Source organism: Roseateles subflavus, assembly GCF_030285365.1.
Taxonomy (GTDB): Bacteria; Pseudomonadota; Gammaproteobacteria; order Burkholderiales; family Burkholderiaceae_C; genus Roseateles_B; species Roseateles_B subflavus.
Genome location: NZ_JASVDS010000003.1, coordinates 278,408 through 302,306, shown reverse-complemented (window position 1 = coordinate 302,306; position 23,899 = coordinate 278,408). Strand labels below are relative to the sequence as shown.

The window sequence follows — 23,899 nt, the reverse complement described above, 5'->3', positions numbered from 1 at the left end:
GCATTCTCGAACGCGTGAAGGCGGCGCTGCCGGCACTGCCCCCGGCCGAGCAGCGGGTTGCCAAGCTGCTGCTCAGCGACCCCCGCTCCTTCGCCAACCTGCCTGTCAGCGAGCTGGCGGACCGCTCGCATGTCAGCAAGCCCACCGTGGTGCGCTTCTGCCGCAGCGTGGGCTATGACGGGCTGGCGGACTTCAAGCTGAAGCTGGCCGGCAGCGTCAACGAGGGCGTGCCCTTCGTGCACCGCGCCGTCGACGAGGACGACAAGCCCGGCGATCTGATCGTCAAGGTCGTGGACAACGCCGTCGCCGCCCTCCTCCACTACCGCAACGACGCCGCCAGCCATGCCTTCGAGCGTGCCATCACGGCGCTGACCGAGGCGGCGCAGCAGGGCAAGCGCATCGAGTTCTACGGCGTCGGCAACTCCGGCATCGTGGCGCAGGATGCCCAGCACAAGTTCTTCCGCCTGGGCGTGCACACCATCGCCTGCAGCGACGGCCACGTGCAGCTGATGAGCGCCACCATGCTGTCGGCCGGCGATTGCGCCGTGGTCATCTCCAACTCCGGGCGCAGCCGCGACCTGCTGGATGCCGCCGAGATCGCGCGCAAGAAGGGCGCGACGACCATCATCATCACGGCCAGCGGATCGCCGCTCGCGCAGCTGGGCCAGGCCCCCGGGCAGGTGCTGCTCGCCGTCGACCACCCGGAGGACTACGACCGCTACAGCCCCATGGTCTCGCGCCTGCTGCACCTCATGGCGGTGGACATCCTCACCACCGGCGTCGCCCTCCGCCTGGGCCAGCAGCTGCGGCCCATGCTGCAGGAGATCAAGCGCAACCTGCGCAGCAAGCGCTACGCGGCCTGATCCACGCCTCGCACCGACCAGAAACGACAACGGCACCCGCGGGTGCCGTTGCTGCTGGCGTGTCGAGGCTCAGAGCTGGGGCGCCAGCTCCGGCCACAGGGCGGCGTCCACGCCGTAGACACGCGCGAGCTCCTGCAGCTTGGCCGGCACCTCATGGATCTGCAGCTGCAGCCCCAGTTGCTCGCTGAGGCGAACGGCGCTCAGCAGCAGGGTCAGCACGCCGGAATCGAATTCGTGCAGGTCCACCGCGTTCAGGCGCAGCGTGTTGCCGGCTGCCGCGTTGACCTGCGCCGCCTCGGCTCGCAGGGCGCCCTCGAGCTCGCCCCACACCAGCGGCAGCTCGGGCAGGCGGACGCTGGCGGGCAGCTTGAGCATGGACGTACTCACCCGATCAGCTCTTGGCGCCCGTGGCGGCCTTCTGGTTCTTGTCGGCCAGGGCCTTGATCAGGCCGTCGATGCCGTTCGCACCGATCTCCTGCGCGAAGCTGTTGCGGTACTGGTCCGCCAGCCAGATGCCCAGCACGTTGACGTCATAGATCTTCCAGACGGCACCCGCCTTCTCCAGGCGGTAGTCCAGCTGGATGGGATCGCCCTTGCCGCGCACCTCGGTCTTGACGACCACCTCGGTGTCCTCGGCGCTCGCGCGCAGCGGCTTCAGCGCGATGGTCTGGTCCTTCACCTGCGACAGCGCGCCGGCATAGGTGCGCACCAGCAGCGTCTTGAACTCGTCCTGCAGACGCTTCTGCTGCTCGGGCGTGGCCTGGCGCCAGAAGCGGCCGACAGCCGACGACGTCATGCGCTGGAAGTTCACGTGCGGCATGACCTTGGTGTCCACCAGCGTCACGATCTTGGCGGTGTCGCCCGCCTGGATGGCCTTGTCGGCCTTCACGGCCTCCAGCGTCTCGATGGAGAGCTGGCGGATCAGGCCGTCCGGCGTGCTGGGATCGGCCGCCTGGCTCACCAGGGGCAGCAGGGCGAGGGAGGCGGCGGCCAGCAGGGCCTTCAGGGCGGAGCGCTTGCTCGGCTTGATCGACAGATTCATTCGGTTTCCTTTCAGTCACGTGCGACGGCAACCGTCGCCATGGAACCCTCAACGCAGCAGGGGTTCCGTCGGTTCACAGCGGGGTCAGGGCTTGCTCTCGCCGGCAGGCGGCGGGGTCAGCACCTCGAAATCGTCGTCGGCGGCCTCGAAGTGCCCACGACGCTGCAGATAGGCATCGCGGATGAAGGTGTACTTGTCCAGGGCGATGCCATCCAGCATCTCGCCGGCTCGCAGGAAATTGGAGCGCGCGTTCACCGTCTGCAGCAGGTAGATCGACACCTTGCTCTTGCCGTCCTGGAAATACAGCGCCGGGCTGGCCGTGCGGTCCCAGGGCAGCGCGAGCGAGTCCCGCACCGAGGACGGGCCGAACAGGGGCCACACGACATAGGCGCCGGTGCCGAAGCCCCAGCGGCCGAAGGTCTGCCCGAGGTCCTGGCTGTTGCGGTCGATGCCGGCCTCCCCGGCCAGGTCGATCAGGCCGCCCAGGCCCAGCGTGGAGTTCACGGCAAAGCGGAAGGCCTGCTGGGCCGCCAGCTTGAAGCGCCCCTGCAGGGTCAGGTTGATCGCCGACCAGGCGTCGCCCACATTGCTGAAGAAGTTGTCGACGGCCGTGCGCGCCGGGCTGGGCACGACCTCGCTGTAGGCCGTGGCCACGGGCTTGAGCACGTGGGCATCGAGGTCCTCGTTGAAGGCGAAGACCTTGCGGTTCCAGTTCTCCCATGGGTCCAGCTTCTGGCCCTTGGAGCCCGGCCCGCGCAGAGACGCGCACGCGACGAGGCTCAGGCTCAGCGCCAGCACGGCGCTGCGTTGAATCCAGCTCACTTCTTCTCCCCCGTGCCGGTGTCGGCAGCCTTGTTGTAGAGGAACTGCCCGATGAGGTTCTCCAGCACCACGGCGGACTGCGTCTGCTTGATGACGTCGCCCGCGACCAGGTTCTTTTCGTCGGCGCCCGGCTCGAGGCCGATGTACTGCTCGCCCAGCAGGCCGGCCGTCAGGATCTTGGCCGAGCTGTCCTTGGGGAAGGCCACGCCCTGGTTGAGCTTGAGCACCACGCGAGCCTGGAAGCTCTTGTCGTCGAAGCTGATCGACTCCACGCGGCCGATCACCACCCCGGCGCTCTTCACCGCTGCGCGCGCCTTGAGGCCGCCGATGTTGTCGAACTTGGCCACCACCGTATAGGTGTCATCGAAGTTCAGGCTCAGCAGATTGCCGGCCTTCAGCGCCAGGAACAGCAGCGCCGCCGCACCCAGCAGCACGAAGGAACCGACCCACACATCATGTCGAGAGGCTTGCATCCTCTTCTCCCATCAAATCGAGAACATCATGGCCGTCAGCACGAAATCCAGTGCGAGGACAGCCAGCGATGAAACCACGACCGTGCGGGTCGTGGCGTAAGAAACGCCTTCGGGCGTCGGCTTGCAGCCGTAGCCCTGGAGCAGGGCCACGAAGCTCACCGTCAGGCCGAAGACCAGACTCTTGATGACGCCATTGCCCACATCGGCAAAGACGTCGACCCCGCCCTGCATCTGGGACCAGAAGGCGCCGGCGTCGATGCCGATGAGCACCACGCCCACCAGCCAGCCGCCGATGACGCCCACGGCCGAGAACACCGCCGCCAGCAGGGGCATGGCGATGCAGCCCGCCCAGAAGCGGGGTGCCAGGACACGCGTGACCGGGTCGACGGCCATCATCTCCATGGCCGTCAGCTGCTCGCCGGCCTTCATCAGGCCGATCTCGGCGGTGAGGGACGTGCCGGCACGCCCGGCGAACAGCAGCGCGCTCACGACGGGTCCCAGCTCGCGCACCAGACTCAGGGCAACAAGCAGGCCCACGGCCTCGGCGGAACCGTAGCGCTGCAGCGTGTAGTAGCCCTGCAGCGCCAGCACGAAGCCCACGAACAGGCCGGAGACCCCGATGATGGACAGCGAGCGGTTGCCCAGGTAGTAGACCTGCTCGCGGATCAGCGAGAAGCGCAGCAGCGCCCGCGGGCTGGCGCGCAGCAGTTGCAGGAACAGACGGGCGGCCTGGCCGATCTGGGCCAGCTTGCTGCGCAGCGCAAGGCCGATGTGCACGGGCAGTCGGGTCATGCGGACCTCCCGCTCACGCCGAAGTCCTCCAGCACCGGCACGGCCGGCTGGTGGAAGCGCACGGGGCCGTCCGGCTGCGCGCCGACGAACTGCTGCACCAGCGGATCCTGGCTGTGCCGCAGCTCCTCGGGGGTGCCCTGCGCCACGACGCGGCCGTTGGCGACCATCGCGACATGGTCGGCGATGGCAAAGGTTTCATGCAGGTCGTGCGAGACGATCACGCTGGTCAGCCCGAGGGCGTCGTTGAGGTCACGGATCAGGCGTGCCGTCACGCCGAGCGAAATGGGGTCCAGGCCCGCGAAGGGCTCGTCGTACAGCACCAGGTCCGGGTCCAGCGCGATCGCCCGCGCCAGGGCGACGCGACGCGCCATGCCGCCGGAGATCTCGCTGGGCATGAGGTCGCGGGCGCCGCGCAGGCCGACCGCGTTGAGCTTCATCAGCACGAGGTCCCGGATCATCGACTCGGGGAGCTTCGTGTGCTCGCGCAGGGGGAAGGCCACGTTCTCGAAGACGTTGAGGTCGGTGAACAGGGCGCCGAACTGGAACAGCATGCCCATGCGCCGACGCACGGCGAACAGGCCCGCCTGGTCCAGGCCGGCCATGTCCTGGCCGTCGAACAGGGCCTGGCCGGCCATGGGCGTGATCTGGCGGCTGAGGGCCCGCAGCAGCGTTGTCTTGCCGCCGCCGGAGGTGCCGATCAAGGCCAGGACCGAGCCGCGCCGGAGCTGCAGGTTCACACCCTGCAGGATGGCGCGCCCGGCGTAGCCGCAGCTCACGTCGCGCAGCTCGATCAGGGGCGTTTCTTGATCTGGGGTCTGTAGTCTTTGGGCAGGCATGGGCCAAGGGCGGCTGGGCACCGGCCCAGACAAAAGAGGCCACATCATAGGGGAAACACGGAATTGCCTCCGGAGGTCACCCCATGGCCTCGCGCGAACCGGGTGCTCAGTTCAGGACACGGGTGGTCAGCATCCCCCGGGCGTCATATTCGACTTCGATCTCGACCCAGGCCTTGACCTGGCGGTCCCCGAGCCAGCCCGCGGCGTAATGGGCGCGCAGGAAGGTCTGCGTCACCACCTGCTCCATGCCCTCGAGCAGGGTGCCCCGCTCGGGCACCACCCGCCGGACCTGCCCGAGCTCGTCGACATAGATCTTGAAGCGCCCCCGGAAGACCTGGCCCACCAGCAACTCCGACCCCTCGGGCCACGGCAGCTGGAAGAGCTCCCGGATCTGGGGGCGGACGGTGAGCTCGCTGGCGGGCAGGTACTCCGCCCACATGCGGCTCACCGCCTCCAGGCTGGCGTTCGTGGCGGCGGCGTCCCGCGCCAGCTGGGCCTCCAACGCCTGCTGTTCGGGGCTGATCTCCTCCTCGGGTGGCGCGAGCACCCGGACGGCCGGCGACAACGGCGGGCGATCCGGCTGGACGTCGGGCGCCGGCGCGTCGGTCTCGACGGCCGTGAGGGCCCGCGGGCTGTCGGGCGGCAGCCGCTGCGGCACGATGAGAACGGCCGGCGGCCGGCGTGCGGCCGAGGGCGGTGCCCCCGTGCCGGCGGCCAGCGAGCCCACGACGAGGCCGCCATGAAGCAGCAGCGCCCCCACCACTGCGTACAGGGGGGGGCGCGCGGGCCGGGGACTCATGCCCCCCTGCTCCGGTCCGGCTTCAGCGAAGCTCTCGCCACGTCGAGCGGCGGGCCGGTTCGCCAGAGCTGGTCAGCGGCGTGATGGCCGGGCTGATCACGCGACCCTTCGTGTCGGTCACCACGCCCACGATGTCGCCACCGCCGGAGCCGTCCTTCTTGACCGGCGTCTGGATGGCCCCCAGACCGGCCACCATGCTGCCCAGGCCCACGGCATTCCCGTTGCCGGTCATGATGTTGAAGGAGTACAGCCACGACTGGTTGTCACCCGGCTTCTGGCAGTCGGACGACAGCGAGCTCGACGGCACGTTGCCCACGACCACCAGCGTGTTGGCGACCAGCATCGGATCCACGTTCACGCGCTCGCGCTCCGTCGGCAGGTCGGCGTACCAGCCCTTCTTCTTGGACCAGTCCACCGCGGTCTCCTTGCTGCCCACCCCACGCGGCGTGCTGGTGGTATCCACCGGCTGCTGCACCAGCACATCGGCCGTCCGGACCTTGCCGAGGCCATCGACCTTCAGCTCGTCCAGGATGCCGTAGATCGACTGCACGGTCGTGGTCGAGACGTCGGACGTCCCGAGGAAGCGCCCGGTGCCCACATACACGACCCGGCGCTTGGCCCCGTTGGCCGTGAACTCGGCCAGCATCGGCGCCGTGGTGATGGACTGGTCCACCGAGCCCACCTGGAAGCGGGCAAGCTCCACCACATCCGTGCTGAGACCCAGGCGGCTGTCGAAGTCGAAGCGGTACAGACGCCCGGTGAGGTCGCCGCCGTAGAAGCGAAGGGCACGGTTCTCCTCGACCGACTCGATCCAGGCATTGAGCTTGGCCAGGCCGGACGGGTTGCTGCTGTCACCCACGTTGGTGCTCAGGGTCTTGATCAGCTGGCCCGTCAACGCGTTGACGATGAACACATAGCCACCACCGTCCGGGTTGTTGTAGCCCGAGGTCAGGGCCACGATCCAGGTGCCGTCCTTGGCCTTGGTCACGACCGGCGTGCCGTAGCTGTAACCCATGCGTCCTTCCTGCCCGGCCGGCAGGTTGTTCGGGCCGAATTCCCACAGGGCCACCGGGCTGGCCGGATTCGTCACATCCAGGGCGTAGAAGCCACGGCCGCCGGCATTGAGGCCGCCCACCACGATGGTGCGCCACGTCCCGGCGCCACTGGCGTCATAGATGTCCGCCACCACCGGCGAGCCGTCGACGTAGAACTGATGCTTGCTGTTGTATTGCGTGTCCGCCAGCTTGTACATCTTGTCCATGACCAGGCGGGGCACGTAGGCCCACAGCTCGGTGCCGCCACTGGTGTCGGTCTTGTCGGCCGGGTCGTTGTCCTTGAAGGCATGCAGCATGCCGTCATTGCCCCCCACCAGCAGCAGGCGCGGGCGGCTGGTGCGCAGGGTGTTGGACGCCCACGCGGCATAGCCGTTCTCGGTGTACTTGAACTTCGGCGGGCCCACGAAGACCGGGGCCGAGTTCACCAGGTCACCCAGCACGACGGAGCGGGAGCGGTAGCCCGGCTTCTCCTGGCCTCGCAGGTAGCTGACCATGGTGCTGCCCGAATTCAGCGAGGCCAGCGTGGTGGCGTCGGCATCCCGGCACTGGAAGAGGCGGTCGGCGGACGGCTTGTCGCACACCTTGGAGAACAGGGGCAGTTCGCTCGTGCCATCCATCTGGCTGGCGTCGAACTCCACCAGCGTGCCCTTGGCGTCGGTCGTCGGACGGAAGAAGTAGATCTTGCGCGCCGTGGTACCGGTCAGCTTGGCAGCGGCGCTCCAGACGGCGTTGTCCACCGCCTCCGAGCCGCCGGCAGGCACGGACTTCGTCGTCACGGTGCCGTCCTCGTTGAAGCGGTACTTGCGCAGGTCGCCCGTCCAGTAGGGCGAGGTGAACTGCGAGATGTAGATGCCGTCATCGCCTTCCACCGGCTGCAGCGTACTGGTCGCCGCCGCGGCCGAGGTGCCGGTGTCTGCGTCGATGGACAGCAGCGCGCTGTTCAGGCCCTCTTCCAGCGTGCGGACGTTGCTCGCGCTGTAGTAGTTGCCTCGGCCGTTGACCGCCGCGTGCCACATGTCATCGATGCGGGTCGCGCCGCCACCGGACGGGTTCGACCAGTCGCGACCGTTGCGCAGGCGCCCCTGGAAGTCATCGCCGATGCGGAAGTAATCGTCCGGCGCGGAAGGGGTCGTGGACTTGTAGTTCGGGTTGTAGCGCAGCGTGCCCGGGTTGCCCAGACCGATGGTGTAGGTGATCAGGTGCTGATGGGTCGCGTTGTCGTACTTGTCCCCGGCCTTGACCGGCACATTGTTCTCGCAGACGTCCTTGTCCAGCGCGCCGGTGCAGTTGTCGAGATCCGTCGTCCGCAGATCGGTCTTGTAGTAGTACATGGCCAGGTCGGCCAGGGTGTCGCTCGTGGCGCCCGTGATGTTGGAGCTCTTGCTCGCCAGCGTCTCGGCCGACAGCGTCGTGGACTCCGTCCCAGCCACCGCGACGGAGGTCGTGCCGGAACCCAGGTTCTTCGAGCCGGACGACGACGGTCCCGTGACCGAGGTGGGCGGGCCGTTCACCGACAGGACATCGGCGGGCGCCGCCTTCAGCGAGGTGCAGACAGCGGGGCTGGACACGGGCACCGTCCAGGTCCCGGTCGCGGTGACCGCGCCGGTCGAGTCGCTGTAGACGTAGGTGTCCGGGGAGGCCGTGCCCACGACCGTCACCGCGCCAGTTCCCAGATTGTTCACCGTTCCCTTGACGGCGTTCTTGGGATCGGCGACATCCGCTCCCGACGTGGTCAGGGTGTCCGTGCGGTCGTAGCTGGTCACCTGCTTGACGTTCTCATAGACCGTCTTGCTGGTGTAGGTCCGCGTCAGCGAATAGTTCCCGGTGCCGGTGCTGGTCTTCGTGATCAGGTAGGTGTAGGGCTTCGTCGTGCAGACCTTCGAATCGGTTCCGAAGACATACGACTCCTTCTTGGCGGGCCCGGTGGCTGCCCAGACGTCCTTGGCCGTGATGGGCCCGGTCGTGTTGCGCTGCCAGGTCTTGGTGGAGGTCCAGGTGTACCTGAAGGTATCGACCTTGGATCCGCCCTCGAACATCGGGCGCATGGTCCCCAGCCCATCCTGGTTGCCGACGTTAGCCTTGCCATCGATGGTGTAGGGGCCGTAGTCGGCGGCCTCGTCGTAGGTGTTCCAGTAGCCGTCGGTCGACAGGATCAGGAAGTTCTTCTGGCAGGAGTACTGCATCGGGTCGTATTCCTGATCCGGCATCTTCTTGGCGAAGTACCGCCCCGCCTTCTGCAGTGCGCCACGCAGCGGGGTGTTGCCGCCCGGGGAGGCCGCGAAGAGCGCCGTGTAGAAGGCTTCCTTCTGCTTGTCATTGAAGTCCCGGACCTGCAGCATGTCGTCCGCGTCCGCCACCCCCTTGTTGGAGATGGTGGTGAAGCCCACGCGATGCCGCGTGTCCAGCACCCGGAAGGCACGGCTCATCATCGTCTGCATGGCCTTCATGCGGGTGCCGTACAGCTTCTTCCACAGCCAGTAGTTCGCCGCCTGGGGGTTCGACGGCGTCATGATCTGCGGCGTGAAGTAGTTGAAGCCCACCGAACCCGACAGGATCGAGGAGGCACACTGCTTGTAGAAGGGCTGCGTCTTGTCCACCCCCGCCGTGGGATAGGAGTAGCTCATCTCCGGCGCCCAGTCGGGCGTGAGGGGCCCCTTGGCGTTGTACGTGTAGTACAGCTGTTCCGTCGGCGTGCCGATCGCGACCACCGGCGCCCCGTAGGCGCCGATGTCACGCGCATGCTTGAGCTCGACGGTCAGCTTGAGGGTCGCCGAGTCCCAGGTCTTGACGATCCCGACCATGTACCGCCCCTTGCGGTTCCAGTCGAAGATCGTCACGGGCATGTTCTCGGAGTAGGTCGACGGGCCGACCGCCGAGGAGTTCACCACCACCGTCAAGGTGCCCGAGGCGGCCACGGAGGCGGTGTCGATGGCCTTGAGCCATTGCGGCCAGGTCGTCAGCTGCGAGGCGTCCGTGGTCTCGAGCAGGCTGAGGATGTCGGAGGCCGTCGGCTTGCCGGCGTCGATCTCGTCGCCCTTGTAGTCCAGGCGCCGCTGGTAGGTCGTGGCGGGGTTGTAGGCAATGCCGTTGCACTGCGAGGTCAGGCCACCGAACTGCGCATAGGTGATCGTGTCGGTGCGCGAGGAATACACCGACCGCATCACGAAGTTGGCGTCGTCGGGCAGCACGTCGTCGGCCATGCTGCCGGAGTCGTCCAGCGTGAAGAGGATGTTCGGCTTCACCGTCGACTGCAGATTGGCCCACAGCGGCACGGAGGCCAGATCGGTGCTGGCTGCCATGGCGGTGGGGGCCAGCAGGATCGACAGCGCAAGGCCGCCCACAAGGACCGGCTGACGAGAGGAACGAGCGTTCATAGGAGACTCCATTCAGAGACGTCGGAAGCGACGAGACTCAGAAATGCACCAGTGTTTCGGTATAGGCCACGGAACCCCGGGTGCCCTCGACACGGGCGATCACGCGGTAGAAGGTGGCGGCGGTCGGGACATCGATCTTGCCGAGGGATCCATAGACGCCCCGGTCCATGGACAGGGCCGAGCTGGCCCTCAGCGGCACCACGCAGGGGCGGCTGCTGCCGCCGGCGCCGGTCACGTTGCAAAGGCGCGTGACCACATAGGACACCGTGGCATCTCCCACCTTCTTGGTGACCGGCGTCAGGCACAGCCGCGTCGCGGAGACGCTGGCCTTCCCGCATTCGTCATCCTTCCAGTTCACGAGGGACACCGGGTGGGCATCGCTCGTGGTGGTGTCCATGGGCGCAAGGTTGGCGACGGCGGTCGCGTAGTAGCCGTTGTCCTCGCTGTCCGAGCGCAGCTCCGCCGGGGCACGGGCCATCAGCCAGGTGATCGCGTCCTCCGTGGCGACGGACGTCATGGACAGGGCATCCCGCCGGAAGCCGAGGTTGCCCAGCGTCAGCAGGCCGGTGTCGATCGAGCGGACCAGGGCCACGCCGCCGAGGGTCAGCACGACGAGCGCGATCAGCGCGAAGAGCATGGAGGCGCCACGCTGCGGGCGGGCGGAGGGGTGCGGCCGGGTGCCGCGCGAGAGGGGACGAGTGTTCATGGTCAGACGTCTCTTCAGGGGGCTGCGCTTGCAGGGGCCGAGGCCGGCTCAGGCACGACCATGTCCGAACGCCACAGCTGGTTGCGCAGCGGTGAGATCAGGTCGAACAGCTTGTAGCGGTAGTGCTTCCAACTGTCGTCGCCGGCCTTGGGGTTCATCTTGATGCACTTGCTGCTGCCGCAGTCGATGCTGCCGGCCACCTTGACGGCCGAGCCCACGTTCCACAGGGGCTCGCTGGCGGTGACCTCGTCCTTCTCGAACTGCTCGCTGCGGGCCAGCACAGCCAGCCGGACCGAGCGGACCTGGGACCAGCCCTGGGCCGTCGTGGGCGTGGTGGTGTCGTAGAGGTCCACGATGCCGTCGCCATCGGTGTCGCGGCCGTAGAAGGCCTTGAGGTCCACCACCCCCGTCTGGATCACCTGGGTGGTCGAGGCCCGGTCCCGCATGATGTAGCGGGTGAGGGTCAGCTGGTATTGCGAGGTGGCGACGCCCTTGGAATTGAGCTGCGGCTCCACGGTGTAGGTCTGGACCTCCAGCGCACCGAGGTTGATGACGTACTGGTCGGACGTCGCGGCCGCCAGGTCGCCCGTGCCGTTCCAGGGGGTGTCCGCGACGCGCTGGACGTCCCGCAGATTGGCGCCCAGCGAGGACGCCTGGAACACGGTGCAGGCGCCCACCTTGGTGGTCGGATCATCGGGCGGGGTCACGACGGCCAGCAGATCGTTCTGGGCGATGCCGAGCGTCGACGAGAGCACCAGCGTGGTCTTGGGCGATCCGGAGGCGACGCCCGGATCGAACAGCGGCGACTTGACCTTGGCCGGCAGGGAGAAGCCCGGCGCGGTGCTGCGCATCAGCGTGATGATGCTGGGCTTGCCGTCCTTGTCCGGCGTGATCAGCACGGGGCGCAGGTTGGCAGGCGCGGAGGCCAGGGCCGTGCCGGCGTCGTAGCGGGCCTGCAGCGTGCAGCCCATGGCGCCCATGTCCGTGGTGAGGCCGTAGCCGGCATCCTTGATGGACCGGTCGAGCTCGTTGAGCGCCAGCGAGCCGGCGATCTGGGCGTCATTGCCCGAGCTGCTCGCGCGCTTCTGCCGTTCCGAATTGGACAGGATGGTGGCGATGACCACCGTCGAGAGCAGGCCGACACCGATGCCGACCATCAGCTCGACCAGCGAGAAGCCACGTTGCCGCGGGGAGCGGCGAGGAAGATTGGACCTCATTGCTGCCACACCATGCTGGATTTGTAAGAGCCGGGGGATTCCGCCCCCTGCCGCCACTTCATCTCGATATCGACCTTGCCCGTGCCGGTGTCCACCGTGATGTCGGCGGTCCCCGCCGGCAGCGTCGTGCTGACCTTGGCCAGCCAGTCGCTGCACCGGACGTAGCTCGCGCAGGGTTTGGTGCTGCCCTTGTTGGCGTAGTTCGACAGATTGCCGGGGATGTCGGTCTGGATCAGGCCGAAGAGGTCCGAGGCCAGGTTGGCGGCATCGGCACGCACCTTGGCGGACGTCTGCGCCTTCGTCATCGCCGCCTGCAGCCCCATCAGGCCGAGCACGCCGAAGGCGAAGATCAGGATGCCGATCAGGGCCTCGATCAGGGCGATGCCGCGTAGGCGTCGCGCAGATCCTGGCTGGGAGGGTTGCTTGTTCATGTTCACTCCGGCCCCGACTCAGGGGCAGGCACGCGGATCGGCCGCGCTGACCTTGGGATCACAGGTGCGCACACTGCCACCTGGCTCGATCATGATGCGCAGGGTCCGCCCCTTGCCGTCCGCCCGCGACACGACGATCTGGCGGATCATGCCGGCGCCCTGCACCTGGCCGAGCGCATTGAAGGTGACCTGTGCCGCGGCATTGCCGTCGGAGGCGGTCGCGGCGACGTTCACCATGCCCGCCTCCAGCGCGGCCTCGGACCGGAACGCCAGCATCGGGTCGTCCGTGGTGGACGGGTCCTTCTGGCAGGCGCCGCTCGGATCGTTGACGCTGACCACCCAGGACAGCCCCGTCGCGGACAGCGCGCAGTCGGCACCGGGCACCTTGGACTTGCTGTCCGTCACCAGCCAGTAAGACATCGTGCGATTGCCCTTGAGCGCCTCCATCCGGGCCTTGTCCAGCCCCGTCTTCAGCGACTCCGCCACGCCACGCAGGCGCAGGTCCCGCAGCCAGTCGGCCACATTGGGCAGGCCCACGGCAAGCGTCAGGCCGAGGACCACCAGCGCGATGGCCAGCTCCAGCATGTTGAAGCCGCGCAGGCGGCCGCGGCCCGGATGACGAGGCGGCTTCAGCATTCGTCCCCCTTCATGAGCCAGCATTCGCGCGTCACGGATTCACCCTTGAACTGCGTGGTCCGCTGGCCCTTGTGGGTCTGGACGTAGACATGCCCGGCGGCGGCCGAGCCCGACGCGCCCGTGGCGGTGATGGCATAGCCCTGGCCGCCATCCGACAGCGCGCACTCGTAGCTGAAGAACTTCTTGTTGGCCGGCGCGAAGCTGGCCCAGTCCGGGGCGGGCGCGGCATTGGCGCAGGCGTCCGAGGAACCGTAGTTCCGGTTGTCCTGGTAGTACTGCTCCATCTTGATCTTGTAGTCGGACAGCGCGGACAGGCCTTCGGGCAGCGTGCCGCGGCGGACATAGTCCTTGTACGAAGGCAGCGCGATGCCAAACAGGACGCCCATGATGGCGACGGCGATCATCAGCTCCATGATGGTGAAGCCCGACTGGCGGCGGAAGAAGGGGCGAGCGTGGGTCATGGTTCGAGGCGGTTGATCCGGACACCATGCGCACCCGGCAGTGCCGGCAGCATGGACCTGAGCCTAGTGTCGGGCGAAGCATAGGCAAAGCCCAGGGGCGTTTTCCACATCGATGCCACAGTGGCCGACCAGCGGCCGCCGATCCCGGACGAATGGCAAATCGGTGTAACAGGCCGCTAACAAGTGCGCCTGAACTGCGCCGGCCGGGCAAGAAAAAGCCGCCCTCGCATCACGCGGGGCGGCTGGCAGGCGGACCGGGCGGGGGCCCGGTGCGACTCAGCGCGGCAGGACGCTGGCGCCGGTGAGGTATTCGTCCACGGCACGCGCGGCCTGTCGGCCCTCGCGGATGGCCCAGACCACCAGGGACTGGCCCCGGCGCATGTCGCCGGCCGCGAACACCTTGTCGACGTTGGTGGCGTAGCCCCCCAGCGCCTCGGTGCCGGCCTTGGCATTGCCGCGGGCGTCCCGGCTCACGCCGAAGGCCTCCAGCACCGGCGACACCGGCGACACGAAGCCCATGGCCAGCAGCACCAGGTCGGCCTTGAGCACCTGCTCGGAACCCGGAACCTCGACCATCTTGCCGCCCTGCCACTCCACGCGCACCGTCTTCACGCCGGTGACCTTGCCCTTCTCGCCGATGAACTCCTTGGTGGCGATGGCGAACTCGCGCTCGCAGCCTTCCTCGTGACTGGACGAGGTGCGCAGCTTGTAGGGCCAGTACGGCCAGGTCAGCGGACGGTCCTCTTCCTCGGGCGGGCGGGGCATCAGCTCGAACTGCGTGACGCTCTTGGCGCCGTGGCGGTTGCTGGTGCCGACGCAGTCGCTCCCGGTGTCGCCGCCGCCGATCACGATCACGTGCTTGCCGTCGGCCCGCAGCTGGCCCTTGAGCTTGTCGCCCGCGTTGACCTTGTTCTGCTGGGGCAGGAACTCCATCGCGAAATGCACCCCGGCCAGATCACGCCCCGGCACCGGCAGGTCGCGGGACTGCTCGGCGCCGCCGCACAGCAGCACGGCGTCGAACTGGGCCTTGAGGTCCTCGGCGCTGACCGTCTCCTTGGCCCAGTTGGTGACCTTGCTGTCCTCGCCCAGGCTGGCGACGAGCACACCGGTGCGGAAGATCACGCCCTCGGCCTCCATCTGCTGCACGCGCCGGTCGATGTGGGACTTCTCCATCTTGAAGTCGGGGATGCCGTAGCGCAGCAGGCCGCCGACGCGGTCGTTCTTCTCGAAGACCGTGACCTCATGCCCCACCCGCGCCAGCTGCTGGGCGGCGGCCAGGCCGGCCGGGCCCGAGCCGACGACCGCAACACGCTTGCCCGACTTCACGGCCGCAGCCTGCGGCTTCACCCAGCCCTCGGCCCAGGCGCGGTCGATGATGGCGTGCTCGATGGACTTGATGCCCACCGCATCGTCATTCACGTTCAGCGTGCAGGCCGCCTCGCAGGGGGCGGGGCAGATGCGGCCGGTGAACTCGGGGAAGTTGTTGGTGCTGTGCAGGACGGTGATGGCGTTCTGCCAGTCCTGCGGCTGACCGCGGTAGACGAGGTCGTTGAAGTCCGGGATGACGTTGTTGACCGGGCAGCCGTTGTTGCAGAAGGGCGTGCCGCAGTCCATGCAGCGGGCGCCCTGCTGCTTCGCCTGGTCGGCGTTCAGCGCAATGACGAATTCCTTGTAGTTCTTCAGGCGGGCCGGGACGGGCTCGTAGCCCTCGTCCAGGCGCTCGTACTCCATGAAGCCGGTGACTTTTCCCATTGTGTACTCCTAATCTCTCAAGCCTTCACCGAGGCAGCAGGCGCCTTGGCGTGAGCGATGGTCGCGGCGGCTTCGCGGGCGGCATTCAGCTCGCCCAGGGCGCGGCGGTATTCGTTCGGGAAGACCTTGACGAACTTGGCGCGCGAGTCGGCCCAGTGGTCGAGGATGTCCCGGGCGCGCTGGCTGCCGGTCCAGCGGTGGTGGTCCTCGATCATCTTCTTGAGGATGGCCTCGTCGGTCTGCGCCTCGCCGCCCGGGGTCAGGCGGTGCCAGACGGCCTTGTCGAGGCCGGCTTCCTGCTCGTGGGACGGCAGGACCTTGTCCAGGCTGACCATGCTGGTGTTGCAGCGCTTGGCGAAGCTGCCGTCCTCGTCGAAGACATAGGCCAGGCCACCGCTCATGCCGGCAGCGAAGTTGCGGCCGGTCTTGCCCAGCACCACCACGGTGCCGCCGGTCATGTACTCGCAGCCGTGGTCACCCGTGCCCTCGACGACCGCCGAGGCGCCGGAGAGGCGCACGGCGAATCGCTCGCCGGCCACACCGCGGAAGAAGGCCTCGCCCCGGGTCGCGCCGTACAGCACGGTGTTGCCCACGATGATGTTCTTGGTCGCGTCGCCGCGGAAGTCGATGGACGGACGCACCACCACGCGGCCGCCGGAGAGGCCCTTGCCGGTGTAGTCGTTGGCGTCGCCGATCAGGTACAGCGTGATGCCGGGCGCCAGGAAGGCCCCGAAGCTCTGGCCGCCCGTGCCTTCCATCTGGATGAAGATGGTGTGGTCAGGCAGCCCCTCGGGGTGACGGCGCACGAGCTCGCCGGAGAGCATGGCGCCCACGGTGCGGCGCACATTGCTGACCTCCTGCATGAACTGCACCTTCTCGCCCTTCTCGAAGGCGGGCAGGCACTTCTCGATCAGCTTGACGTCCAGCGCGCGCTCCAGGCCATGGTCCTGCGTGGCGTTGTGCAGGCGGGGCACGTCGGCGGCCAGTTCCGGGCGGTGGAAGATCCGGGCGAAGTCCAGGCCCTTGGCCTTCCAGTGGCTGATGCCCTTGCGGGTGTCCAGCAGGTCCGCACGGCCGATCAGCTCGTCGAACTTGCGGATGCCCAGCTGGGCCATGATCTGGCGCGCTTCCTCGGCGACGAAGAAGAAGTAGTTCACCACGTGCTCAGGCTTGCCCGAGAACTTGGCGCGCAGCACCGGGTCCTGCGTGGCCACGCCCACCGGGCAGGTGTTCAGGTGGCACTTGCGCATCATGATGCAGCCCTCGACCACCAGCGGGGCGGTGGCGAAGCCGAATTCGTCCGCCCCCAGCAGGGCGCCAATGACGACGTCGCGGCCGGTCTTCATCTGGCCGTCCGCCTGGATGCGTACGCGGCCGCGCAGGCGGTTCAGCACGAGCGTCTGCTGCGCCTCGGCCAGGCCCAGCTCCCAGGGCGTGCCGCAGTGCTTGATGGACGACCAGGGCGAGGCGCCCGTGCCGCCGTCGTGGCCGGCGATGACGATGTGGTCAGCCTTGGCCTTGGCCACGCCGGCAGCGATGGTGCCCACGCCGACTTCCGACACCAGCTTCACCGAGATGTCCGCCTTGCCGTTGACGTTCTTCAGGTCGTGGATCAGCTGGGCCAGGTCCTCGATGGAGTAGATGTCATGGTGCGGCGGCGGGGAGATCAGGCCCACGCCCGGCACCGAGTAGCGCAGCATGCCGATGTACTCGGACACCTTGCCGCCCGGCAGCTGGCCGCCCTCGCCCGGCTTCGCGCCTTGCGCCATCTTGATCTGGATCTGGTCGGCGCTGACCAGGTACTCCGTCGTCACGCCGAAGCGGCCCGAGGCCACCTGCTTGATCCGTGAGCGCAGGGAGTCGCCGTCCTGGAGCTCGTAGTCGGCCTCGATGACCTTGCTGCCGACGACATCGGACACCTTCGTGCCCTTGACGATCTTGATGCCCTTGAGCTCGTTGCGATAGCGCGCCGGGTCCTCACCGCCCTCGCCCGTGTTGCTCTTGCCGCCGATGCGGTTCATGGCCACGGCCAGCGTGGCGTGCGCCTCGGTGGAGATGGAACCCAGGGACATGGCGCCGGTGGCAAAGCGCTTGACGATGTCGGCCGCCGACTCGACCTCCTCCAGCGGGATCGCCTTGGACGGGTCGAACTTGAACTCGAACAGGCCGCGCAGCGTCATGTGACGCTTGCTCTGGTCGTTGATGAGCTGGGCGTATTCCTTGTAGGTGTCGAACTTGCCCGAGCGCGTGGCGTGCTGCAGCTTGGCGATGCTGTCGGGCGTCCACATGTGCTCTTCGCCGCGGGCGCGCCAGGCGTACTCGCCGCCGGCGTCCAGCATGGTGGCCAGCACCGGGTCGCCGCCGAAGGCCGCCTCGTGCAGGCGGATGGCCTCCTCGGCCACCTCGAACACGCCGATGCCGCCCACCTGCGTGGGGGTGCCGCGGAAGTACTTCTCGACGAAGTCCGCCTTGAGGCCGATGGCCTCGAAGATCTGCGCGCCGCAGTAGGACATGTAGGTCGAGATGCCCATCTTGGACATGATCTTCGACAGGCCCTTGCCCACGGCCTTGATGTAGTTGTAGATCGCCTTCTCGGCCGACAGCGTGCCGGGCAGCTCAGCCGTCATCTGGGTCAGCGTCTCGAGGGCCAGGTAGGGGTGGACGGCCTCGGCGCCGAAGCCGGCCAGCACGGCGAAGTGGTGCACCTCACGCGCCGTGCCCGTCTCCACGACCAGGCCGGCCGTGGTGCGCAGGCCCTCGCGGACGAGGTGGTGGTGCACGGCGGACAGCGCCAGCAGCGCCGGGATGGCCACGCGACCGGCGCTCAGGTGGCGATCGCTGATGATGAGGATGTTGTGGCCGCTCTTGATGGCGTCCACCGTCTCGGCGCACAGCGAGGCCAGCTGGGCCTCGACGCCTTCACGGCCCCACTCGCGCGGGTAGGTGATGTCGAGCTCGTAGGGCTTGAACTTGCCGTTGGTGTGCTGCTCGATGGCCCGCAGGCGCGCCATGTCCTTGAAGTCCAGCACGGGCTGGCTCACCTCCAGGCGCATCGGCGGGTTGATGGCGTTGATGTCCAGCAGATTGGGCTTGGGGCCCACGAAGCTGTTGAGGGACATCACGATGTTCTCGCGGATCGGGTCGATCGGCGGGTTGGTGACCTGGGCGAACAGCTGCTTGAAGTAGTTGTAGAGCGGCTTGTTCTTGTCGGACAGCACCGCCAGGGGCGAGTCATTGCCCATGGACCCGATGCCCTCCTCGCCATTGGCCGCCATCGGCGCCAGCAGGAACTTGATGTCCTCCTGCGTGAAGCCGAAGGCCTGCTGGCGGTCCAGCAGCGTGGACTCGAAGCTGGCGGGCGCTGGGTCGGCCACGGGGATGGCGTCCAGCTTGACGCGGACGTTCTCGATCCACTGGCGGTAGGGGCGCGCATTGGCGAACTGGGTCTTGAGCTCCTCGTCATCGACGATGCGGCCCTGCTCCAGATCGATCAGGAACATCTTGCCCGGCTGCAGGCGCCACTTCTTGACGATCTTGCTCTCGGGGATGGGCAGCACGCCGCTTTCCGAGGCCAGCACGACCATGTCGTCATCGGTCACGCAGTAGCGGGCGGGACGCAGGCCGTTGCGGTCCAGTGCGGCGCAGACCTGGCGGCCGTCGGTGAACACCATGGCGGCGGGGCCGTCCCAGGGTTCCATCATGGCGGCGTGGTACTCGTAGAAGGCCCGGCGGCGCTCGTCCATCTGCTCGTGCTGCTCCCAGGCTTCAGGGATCATCATCATCGCGGCGTGGGCCAGCGGGTAGCCCGCCATGGTCAGCAGCTCGATGGCGTTGTCGAAGGTGGCCGTGTCGGACTGGTGCTCGAAGCTGATCGGATAGAGCTTCTTCAGGTCGTCGCCCAGCACCGGCGACTTCATCACGCCCTCGCGCGCGCGCATCCAGTTGAAGTTGCCCTTGACCGTGTTGATCTCGCCGTTGTGGGCGACCATGCGGTAGGGGTGGGCCAGCGGCCACTCGGGGAAGGTGTTGGTCGAGAAGCGCTGATGCACCAGCGCGATGGCCGAGACCGTGCGCGGGTCCGACAGGTCCTTGTAGTACTTGCCGACCTGGTCGGCCAGCAGCAGGCCCTTGTAGATGACGGTGCGGCAGCTCATGCTGGGCACGTAGTACTCGCGGCTGTGCGTGAGCTTCAGAGCCTGGATGGCGCTGGAGGCCGTCTTGCGGATCACGTAGAGCTTACGCTCCAGCGCATCGGGCACGATGATGTCCGGGCCGCGTCCGATGAAGACCTGGCGGATGATGGGCTCCTTCTCCCGCACCGTGGGCGACATCGGCAGCTCGGCATCCACCGGCACATCACGCCAACCCAGCAAGACCTGACCCTCGGCCTTGATGGCGCGCACGAGCTCCTGCTCGCAGGCCAGGCGGGAGGCGTGCTCCTTGGGCAGGAAGATCAGGCCCACACCATATTCACCAGGCGGCGGCAGCGTCACCCCCTGCTTGGCCATTTCCTCGCGGTAGAGCTGGTCCGGGATCTGGATCAGGATGCCGGCGCCGTCGCCCATGAGCGCATCGGCCCCCACGGCACCGCGGTGGTCCAGGTTCTCCAGGATCTTCAGCCCTTGCTGGACGATGGCATGCGCCTTCTGGCCCTTGATGTGGGCGACGAAGCCGAGGCCGCAGGCGTCCTTCTCGTTCTGGGTGCGGTAGAGGCCCTGCTGGGCCAGGGACTGGATCTCGGCGTGGTCAGGGCCCTGGCGAGAGGGTTCCTGGGGGTGGCTCATCTGGACTGCCATGGCGACTCCGCATGCAAAAGGCTGAGGCTCCGGCCCGGGGGGCCTGCGCTGCAGGAATTGCTGCAGCGCGGGAGGATTGCCGTGCAGATTAGTCGTCGAGGCGTTACAGGACAAGAACGATTAAATGGGGTCAGACTCTTTATATGCAAATCCAGAGTCCACACTCCAATTTAATTGGGGACAGTCTTGCGGGGCGGACGGCCCCGAGGACGCGGCGCCAGCGGGCGGTCCGTCAGTTTGGCCAGCTGGGCGCGGTAGGCGTCGGAGCCCAGCGGCCAACCCCGCAGCGCGGCGGCCAGCATCGCCTCGACCTCTTCCGGGCTGCTCCCTTCCTCGAGGAAGCGGCGGTAGTTGGCATCACGCTCGAAGGGCGTATTCCCCATGGCCCAGAAGCCGGCGTGGTCGTGCACCAGCGGATCGCGCAGGGCGCCCAGGTGATGCGCAGCGCTGGACCAGGCGTAGGCTTCCGGCCGCTCGGCCAGACCCGCCCGCACTGGGTTGAGCTCGATGTAGCGCATGCACGACAGCAGCCAGGCCGCTTCCAGGGGCGATGCCCGGAAGCGCCCTTCCCATAGCCCGCCGCTGCGTCCGTGCCGCCGGTTGAAACGGGTGACATAGCGGCGCCCCAGCGACTGCATCATCCGGCTGAGGCTCTCCGGCGCGGGCGGGGTGGCCAGCAGGTGCAGGTGGTTGTCCATCAGCACATAGGCGTGGACCACCACCTTGTGCAGCGCCGCACACTCGCGCAACGCCTCCATGAAGGCGCGGCGATCCTCGTCGTCCCGGACGATGGGCTGCTGGTCGTGCCCGCGCTGGATGAGGTGATGCACCTCGCCGGGAAGGGCGAGTCGGGACAGTCGGGCCATGGGGTGCTCCTGCGGCCGCGCGGCCGCTTCGATCTGTCCCCAATTATTCAGCAGATCGGCGCGCTAGGTGAAGAGCCGCTGGCCGGTCAGGCGTTCGTGCTCCTTCAGGGCGAAGCGGTCCGTCATGCCGGCGATGTAGTCGGCGCAGGCGCGGGGATGGTCGGCCTGTTCGGCGACGTCGGCCGGCAGTTGCTGGCGGTCCTGCAGATAGGCGGCGAAGAGGTCGCGCAGCACGATCTCGGCCCGGTGGCGGGTCTCGCGGACCTGGGCGTGCCGGTACAGATTGGCAAAAAGGAAGCGCTTGAGCTCGGTGCTGGCCTGGCGCATGGCCGGGCTGAAGCGGATCAGCGGTGGCGCCCGGCGCACGGCGTCGACGTCCGCCGGGGCGTGCTCGGCGAGCGCCGCCTCGCTGGCCTCGATGATGTCGTAGACCTGCTGAGACAGCATCCGGCGGATGGTCTCGAACAGCAGGCGCTTGCCCTGGAGCGCCGGATAGACGCCCAGCGTCTCGCGCAGGTAGTGCTGGACGAGCGGCACGGACTCCAGCTGCTCCAGGGTCAGCAGGCCGGAGCGCACGCCATCGTCGATGTCATGGGCGTTGTAGGCCACCTCGTCGGCCAGATTGCAGAGCTGGGCCTCGAGACTGGGCTGGCCGCCGTCCAGAAAGCGCCGCGCGATCCCGCCCGGCTCCCGGGCCTCGATGAGCTCGGCGTTGCGCTTCGCGCAGTGCTTGAGAATGCCCTCGCGGCTTTCGAAGGTCAGGTTCAGGCCATCGAAGGCCGGATAGCGCTGCTCCAGGTGGTCGACGACGCGCAGACTCTGGAGGTTGTGCTCGAAGCCGCCGTGGGCCTTCATGCAGTCGTCGAGCACGTCCTGCCCGGCATGGCCGAAAGGCGTGTGCCCCAGGTCGTGTGCCAGGGCGATGGTCTCGATCAGGTCTTCATCGAGCCCCAGGCTGCGCCCGATGGAGCGGCCGAGCTGCGCCACTTCCAGCGAGTGCGTGAGGCGTGTCCGGAAGAGGTCCCCCTCGTGATTGAGAAAGACCTGCGTCTTGTAGACCAGGCGCCGAAAGGCCGAGCTGTGGACGATGCGGTCGCGGTCCCGCTGGAACTCGCTGCGGGTCGGCGCGGCAGGCTCCGCGAAGCGGCGGCCGCGGGAGGCGTTGGCATGGCAGGCGTAGGGCTTCAGGGGCATGCGCAACGTTCCTTCATCAAGCCGGGGGTCAGGCGCTGTGCTGCCGGATGACCTCGGCCACCAGGGCGTCCGGCGCACTGCGCATCACGGCGCGGCCCAGGCTCTCGATCAGCACGAAGCGGATCTCGCCGTCCTCGGCCTTCTTGTCCACCCGCATCAGCGCCATGAAGCGTTCGACGCCGATGCCGGCGGGAGCGGTCACGGGCAGGCCAGCGCGCTCGATGAGGGTGCGCATGCGATCCAGGAAGGCCGCCGGCATCAGCCCGAGCCGCACCGACAGGTCGCTGGCCATGACCATGCCGCAGCCGACGGCTTCGCCATGCAACCACTCGCCATAGCCGAGGCCAGTCTCGATGGCATGTCCGAAGGTATGCCCGAAGTTCAGGATGGCACGCAGCCCCGACTCCCGTTCATCCTGCCCGACGACCCAGGCCTTGATCTCGCAGCTGCGCTGAACGGCATGGGCCAGCGCCGCCGGATCCCGGGCGCGGAGTGCGTCCATGTGGGCCTCGAGCCAATCCAGGAAGGCGGCGTCCGCAATGGGCCCGTACTTGATCACCTCGGCCAGACCGGCCGAGAGCTCGCGGTCGGGCAGCGTCTTGAGCGTGTCCAGGTCGGCCAGCACCCGCAGCGGCTGGTAGAAGGCGCCGAGCATGTTCTTGCCCAGCGCATGATTGATGGCGGTCTTGCCCCCGACGGACGAATCGACCTGGGCCAGCAGCGTGGTCGGGATCTGCACAAACGGCACGCCGCGCATGTAGATGGCCGCAGCAAAGCCCGTCATGTCGCCGATCACGCCGCCGCCCAGTGCGAACAGCACCGTCTTGCGGTCGGCCGCGGCCTCCAGCAGCGTGGAGGCAATGCGCTCGATGGCATCCCAGCCCTTGTACGCCTCGCCGTCCGGCAGCACGACGGACAGGACCTGGGCATAGTGCGGGCGCAGCCGCGCCGCGACGGTCTCCAGGTACAGCGGCGCCACGGTGTCATTGCTGACGATGAGGGCACAGCGCGCCTTGGGCAGCCCGCTCCAGCTCGCCGCGTCCTCCAGCAGGCCATTGCCGATGTGGATGTCGTAGCTCCGGTCTTCAAGGGCGATGGGGACGCGCCGGACCCGCGCGGCGTCGGCCGACGCAGGCGCGACGGCGTTCGAGAGTGTGGAAGGGGCAGTCATGCGTCCCAAGTGTACGGCCGGCCCACAAGGCCCGCCTTCGCGCATGCCAAGCTCAGTCTTGCGCCTCGTCCAGACGGGTGGCGCCCACGGTGGCCGCCACGCGTTCGGCCGAGATGAGACCCGCCAGCTCGAGCTGCATCAGCACCATGTTCACCAGGGTGGCCACGGAAGGCCGCCCCACTTCGATGGTGTAGTGCGCCGTCGCGCGGTACAAGGGATCGCGCTGCGCGTAGAGCTCGCGCAACTTCTGCAGGGGGTCCCGGACCTGGAGCAGCGGGCGCTGCGTGTCGTGCCGCAGGCGCCGGAAAAGCTCTTCCGGCGTCGAGCGCAGGTACAGCACCGTGGAACTCTGCCGCAAGGCCAGCCGGTTGGGCTCCCGCAGCACCGCCCCGCCGCCCGTGGCCAGCACGATGTCGCCGGAACGCTGGAGCAGATCGGCGATCACGGCCTGCTCGATGTCCCGGAACTTCGCCTCGCCTTCACGATCAAAGAAGCTGCGGATGCTCTCGCCGAGTTGCTTTTCGATCTCGGTGTCCGAGTCGACGAATCGCATCCCGGCCTGTCGGGAAAGACTACGCCCGACGGTGGACTTGCCACCGCCGGGCATGCCGAC

20 protein-coding genes are annotated in these 23,899 nt (G+C 67.8%); 1 reads left to right on the top strand and 19 read right to left on the bottom strand.

Features of this window, described 5'->3' with window-relative positions:
* Nucleotides 1–2 precede the first annotated feature (2 nt).
* The gene (locus tag QRD43_RS12320; protein WP_285983177.1) at nt 3–863 is read left to right on the top strand and encodes a MurR/RpiR family transcriptional regulator; all 861 of its coding nucleotides are present in this window, start codon (nt 3–5) and stop codon (nt 861–863) included.
* Nucleotides 864–932: 69 nt separating this feature from the next.
* Here QRD43_RS12320 and QRD43_RS12315 read toward each other — a convergent pair whose 3' ends face one another.
* From QRD43_RS12315 to QRD43_RS12225, 19 genes are all read right to left on the bottom strand, one after another.
* A complete protein-coding gene (locus tag QRD43_RS12315; RefSeq protein ID WP_285982776.1) occupies nt 933–1,238 on the bottom strand; it encodes an STAS domain-containing protein in 306 nt (101 codons plus the stop codon).
* Nucleotides 1,239–1,254: 16 nt separating this feature from the next.
* A complete protein-coding gene (locus tag QRD43_RS12310) occupies nt 1,255–1,905 on the bottom strand; it encodes an MlaC/ttg2D family ABC transporter substrate-binding protein (RefSeq protein WP_285982775.1) in 651 nt (216 codons plus the stop codon).
* 84 nt (nt 1,906–1,989) lie between these two features.
* Nucleotides 1,990–2,727 carry an MlaA family lipoprotein gene (locus tag QRD43_RS12305; protein WP_285982774.1) on the bottom strand — a complete coding sequence of 246 codons (738 nt, stop codon included), beginning with the start codon at nt 2,725–2,727 and terminating at the stop codon, nt 1,990–1,992.
* Complete coding sequence (mlaD, locus tag QRD43_RS12300; RefSeq protein ID WP_285982773.1) at nt 2,724–3,200, bottom strand: outer membrane lipid asymmetry maintenance protein MlaD; 477 nt, start codon at nt 3,198–3,200, stop codon at nt 2,724–2,726. The genes QRD43_RS12305 and mlaD overlap by 4 nt, the downstream gene beginning before the upstream one ends.
* A 12-nt stretch (nt 3,201–3,212) precedes the next feature.
* Nucleotides 3,213–3,992, bottom strand: coding sequence for a lipid asymmetry maintenance ABC transporter permease subunit MlaE (gene mlaE, locus QRD43_RS12295; RefSeq protein ID WP_285982772.1), 780 nt, complete (start codon nt 3,990–3,992; stop codon nt 3,213–3,215).
* A complete protein-coding gene (locus QRD43_RS12290; RefSeq protein ID WP_285982771.1) occupies nt 3,989–4,828 on the bottom strand; it encodes an ABC transporter ATP-binding protein in 840 nt (279 codons plus the stop codon). The genes mlaE and QRD43_RS12290 overlap by 4 nt, the downstream gene beginning before the upstream one ends.
* Before the next feature lie 106 nt (nt 4,829–4,934).
* Nucleotides 4,935–5,627 (bottom strand): hypothetical protein, encoded by a 693-nt coding sequence (locus tag QRD43_RS12285; protein ID WP_285982770.1) that lies wholly within the window; start codon nt 5,625–5,627, stop codon nt 4,935–4,937.
* Between the two features lie 22 nt (nt 5,628–5,649).
* Nucleotides 5,650–10,056 carry a PilC/PilY family type IV pilus protein gene (locus QRD43_RS12280; protein WP_285982769.1) on the bottom strand — a complete coding sequence of 1,469 codons (4,407 nt, stop codon included), beginning with the start codon at nt 10,054–10,056 and terminating at the stop codon, nt 5,650–5,652.
* A 37-nt stretch (nt 10,057–10,093) separates the two neighbouring features.
* The gene (locus QRD43_RS12275; RefSeq protein ID WP_285982768.1) at nt 10,094–10,762 is read right to left on the bottom strand and encodes a pilus assembly PilX family protein; all 669 of its coding nucleotides are present in this window, start codon (nt 10,760–10,762) and stop codon (nt 10,094–10,096) included.
* Between the two features lie 14 nt (nt 10,763–10,776).
* Nucleotides 10,777–11,979, bottom strand: a complete 1,203-nt coding sequence (locus QRD43_RS12270; RefSeq protein WP_285982767.1) for a PilW family protein — start codon at nt 11,977–11,979, stop codon at nt 10,777–10,779.
* Nucleotides 11,976–12,410 (bottom strand): type IV pilus modification PilV family protein, encoded by a 435-nt coding sequence (locus tag QRD43_RS12265; RefSeq protein WP_285982766.1) that lies wholly within the window; start codon nt 12,408–12,410, stop codon nt 11,976–11,978. Before QRD43_RS12265 ends, QRD43_RS12270 begins: the two co-directional genes overlap by 4 nt.
* Nucleotides 12,411–12,428: 18 nt before the next feature.
* Nucleotides 12,429–13,046 carry a GspH/FimT family pseudopilin gene (locus QRD43_RS12260; protein WP_285982765.1) on the bottom strand — a complete coding sequence of 206 codons (618 nt, stop codon included), beginning with the start codon at nt 13,044–13,046 and terminating at the stop codon, nt 12,429–12,431.
* Nucleotides 13,040–13,507, bottom strand: coding sequence for a type IV pilin protein (locus QRD43_RS12255; protein ID WP_285982764.1), 468 nt, complete (start codon nt 13,505–13,507; stop codon nt 13,040–13,042). The genes QRD43_RS12260 and QRD43_RS12255 overlap by 7 nt, the downstream gene beginning before the upstream one ends.
* 276 nt (nt 13,508–13,783) lie before the next feature.
* On the bottom strand, nt 13,784–15,259 hold the full coding sequence (locus QRD43_RS12250) for a glutamate synthase subunit beta (RefSeq protein ID WP_285982763.1): 1,476 nt from the start codon (nt 15,257–15,259) through the stop codon (nt 13,784–13,786).
* 17 nt (nt 15,260–15,276) lie between these two features.
* A complete protein-coding gene (locus QRD43_RS12245) occupies nt 15,277–20,055 on the bottom strand; it encodes a glutamate synthase-related protein (RefSeq protein ID WP_285982762.1) in 4,779 nt (1,592 codons plus the stop codon).
* 170 nt (nt 20,056–20,225) lie between these two features.
* Nucleotides 20,226–20,921 carry an REP-associated tyrosine transposase gene (locus tag QRD43_RS12240; RefSeq protein WP_285982761.1) on the bottom strand — a complete coding sequence of 232 codons (696 nt, stop codon included), beginning with the start codon at nt 20,919–20,921 and terminating at the stop codon, nt 20,226–20,228.
* A gap of 63 nt (nt 20,922–20,984) precedes the next feature.
* Nucleotides 20,985–22,115: a deoxyguanosinetriphosphate triphosphohydrolase gene (locus tag QRD43_RS12235; protein WP_285982760.1), complete on the bottom strand. Its 1,131-nt coding sequence runs from the start codon at nt 22,113–22,115 to the stop codon at nt 20,985–20,987.
* A 28-nt stretch (nt 22,116–22,143) separates the two neighbouring features.
* Nucleotides 22,144–23,286, bottom strand: a complete 1,143-nt coding sequence (aroB, locus tag QRD43_RS12230; RefSeq protein ID WP_285982759.1) for a 3-dehydroquinate synthase — start codon at nt 23,284–23,286, stop codon at nt 22,144–22,146.
* 52 nt (nt 23,287–23,338) lie between these two features.
* Nucleotides 23,339–23,893 (bottom strand): shikimate kinase, encoded by a 555-nt coding sequence (locus QRD43_RS12225; protein WP_434063883.1) that lies wholly within the window; start codon nt 23,891–23,893, stop codon nt 23,339–23,341.
* Between the last annotated feature and the right edge of the window lie 6 nt (nt 23,894–23,899).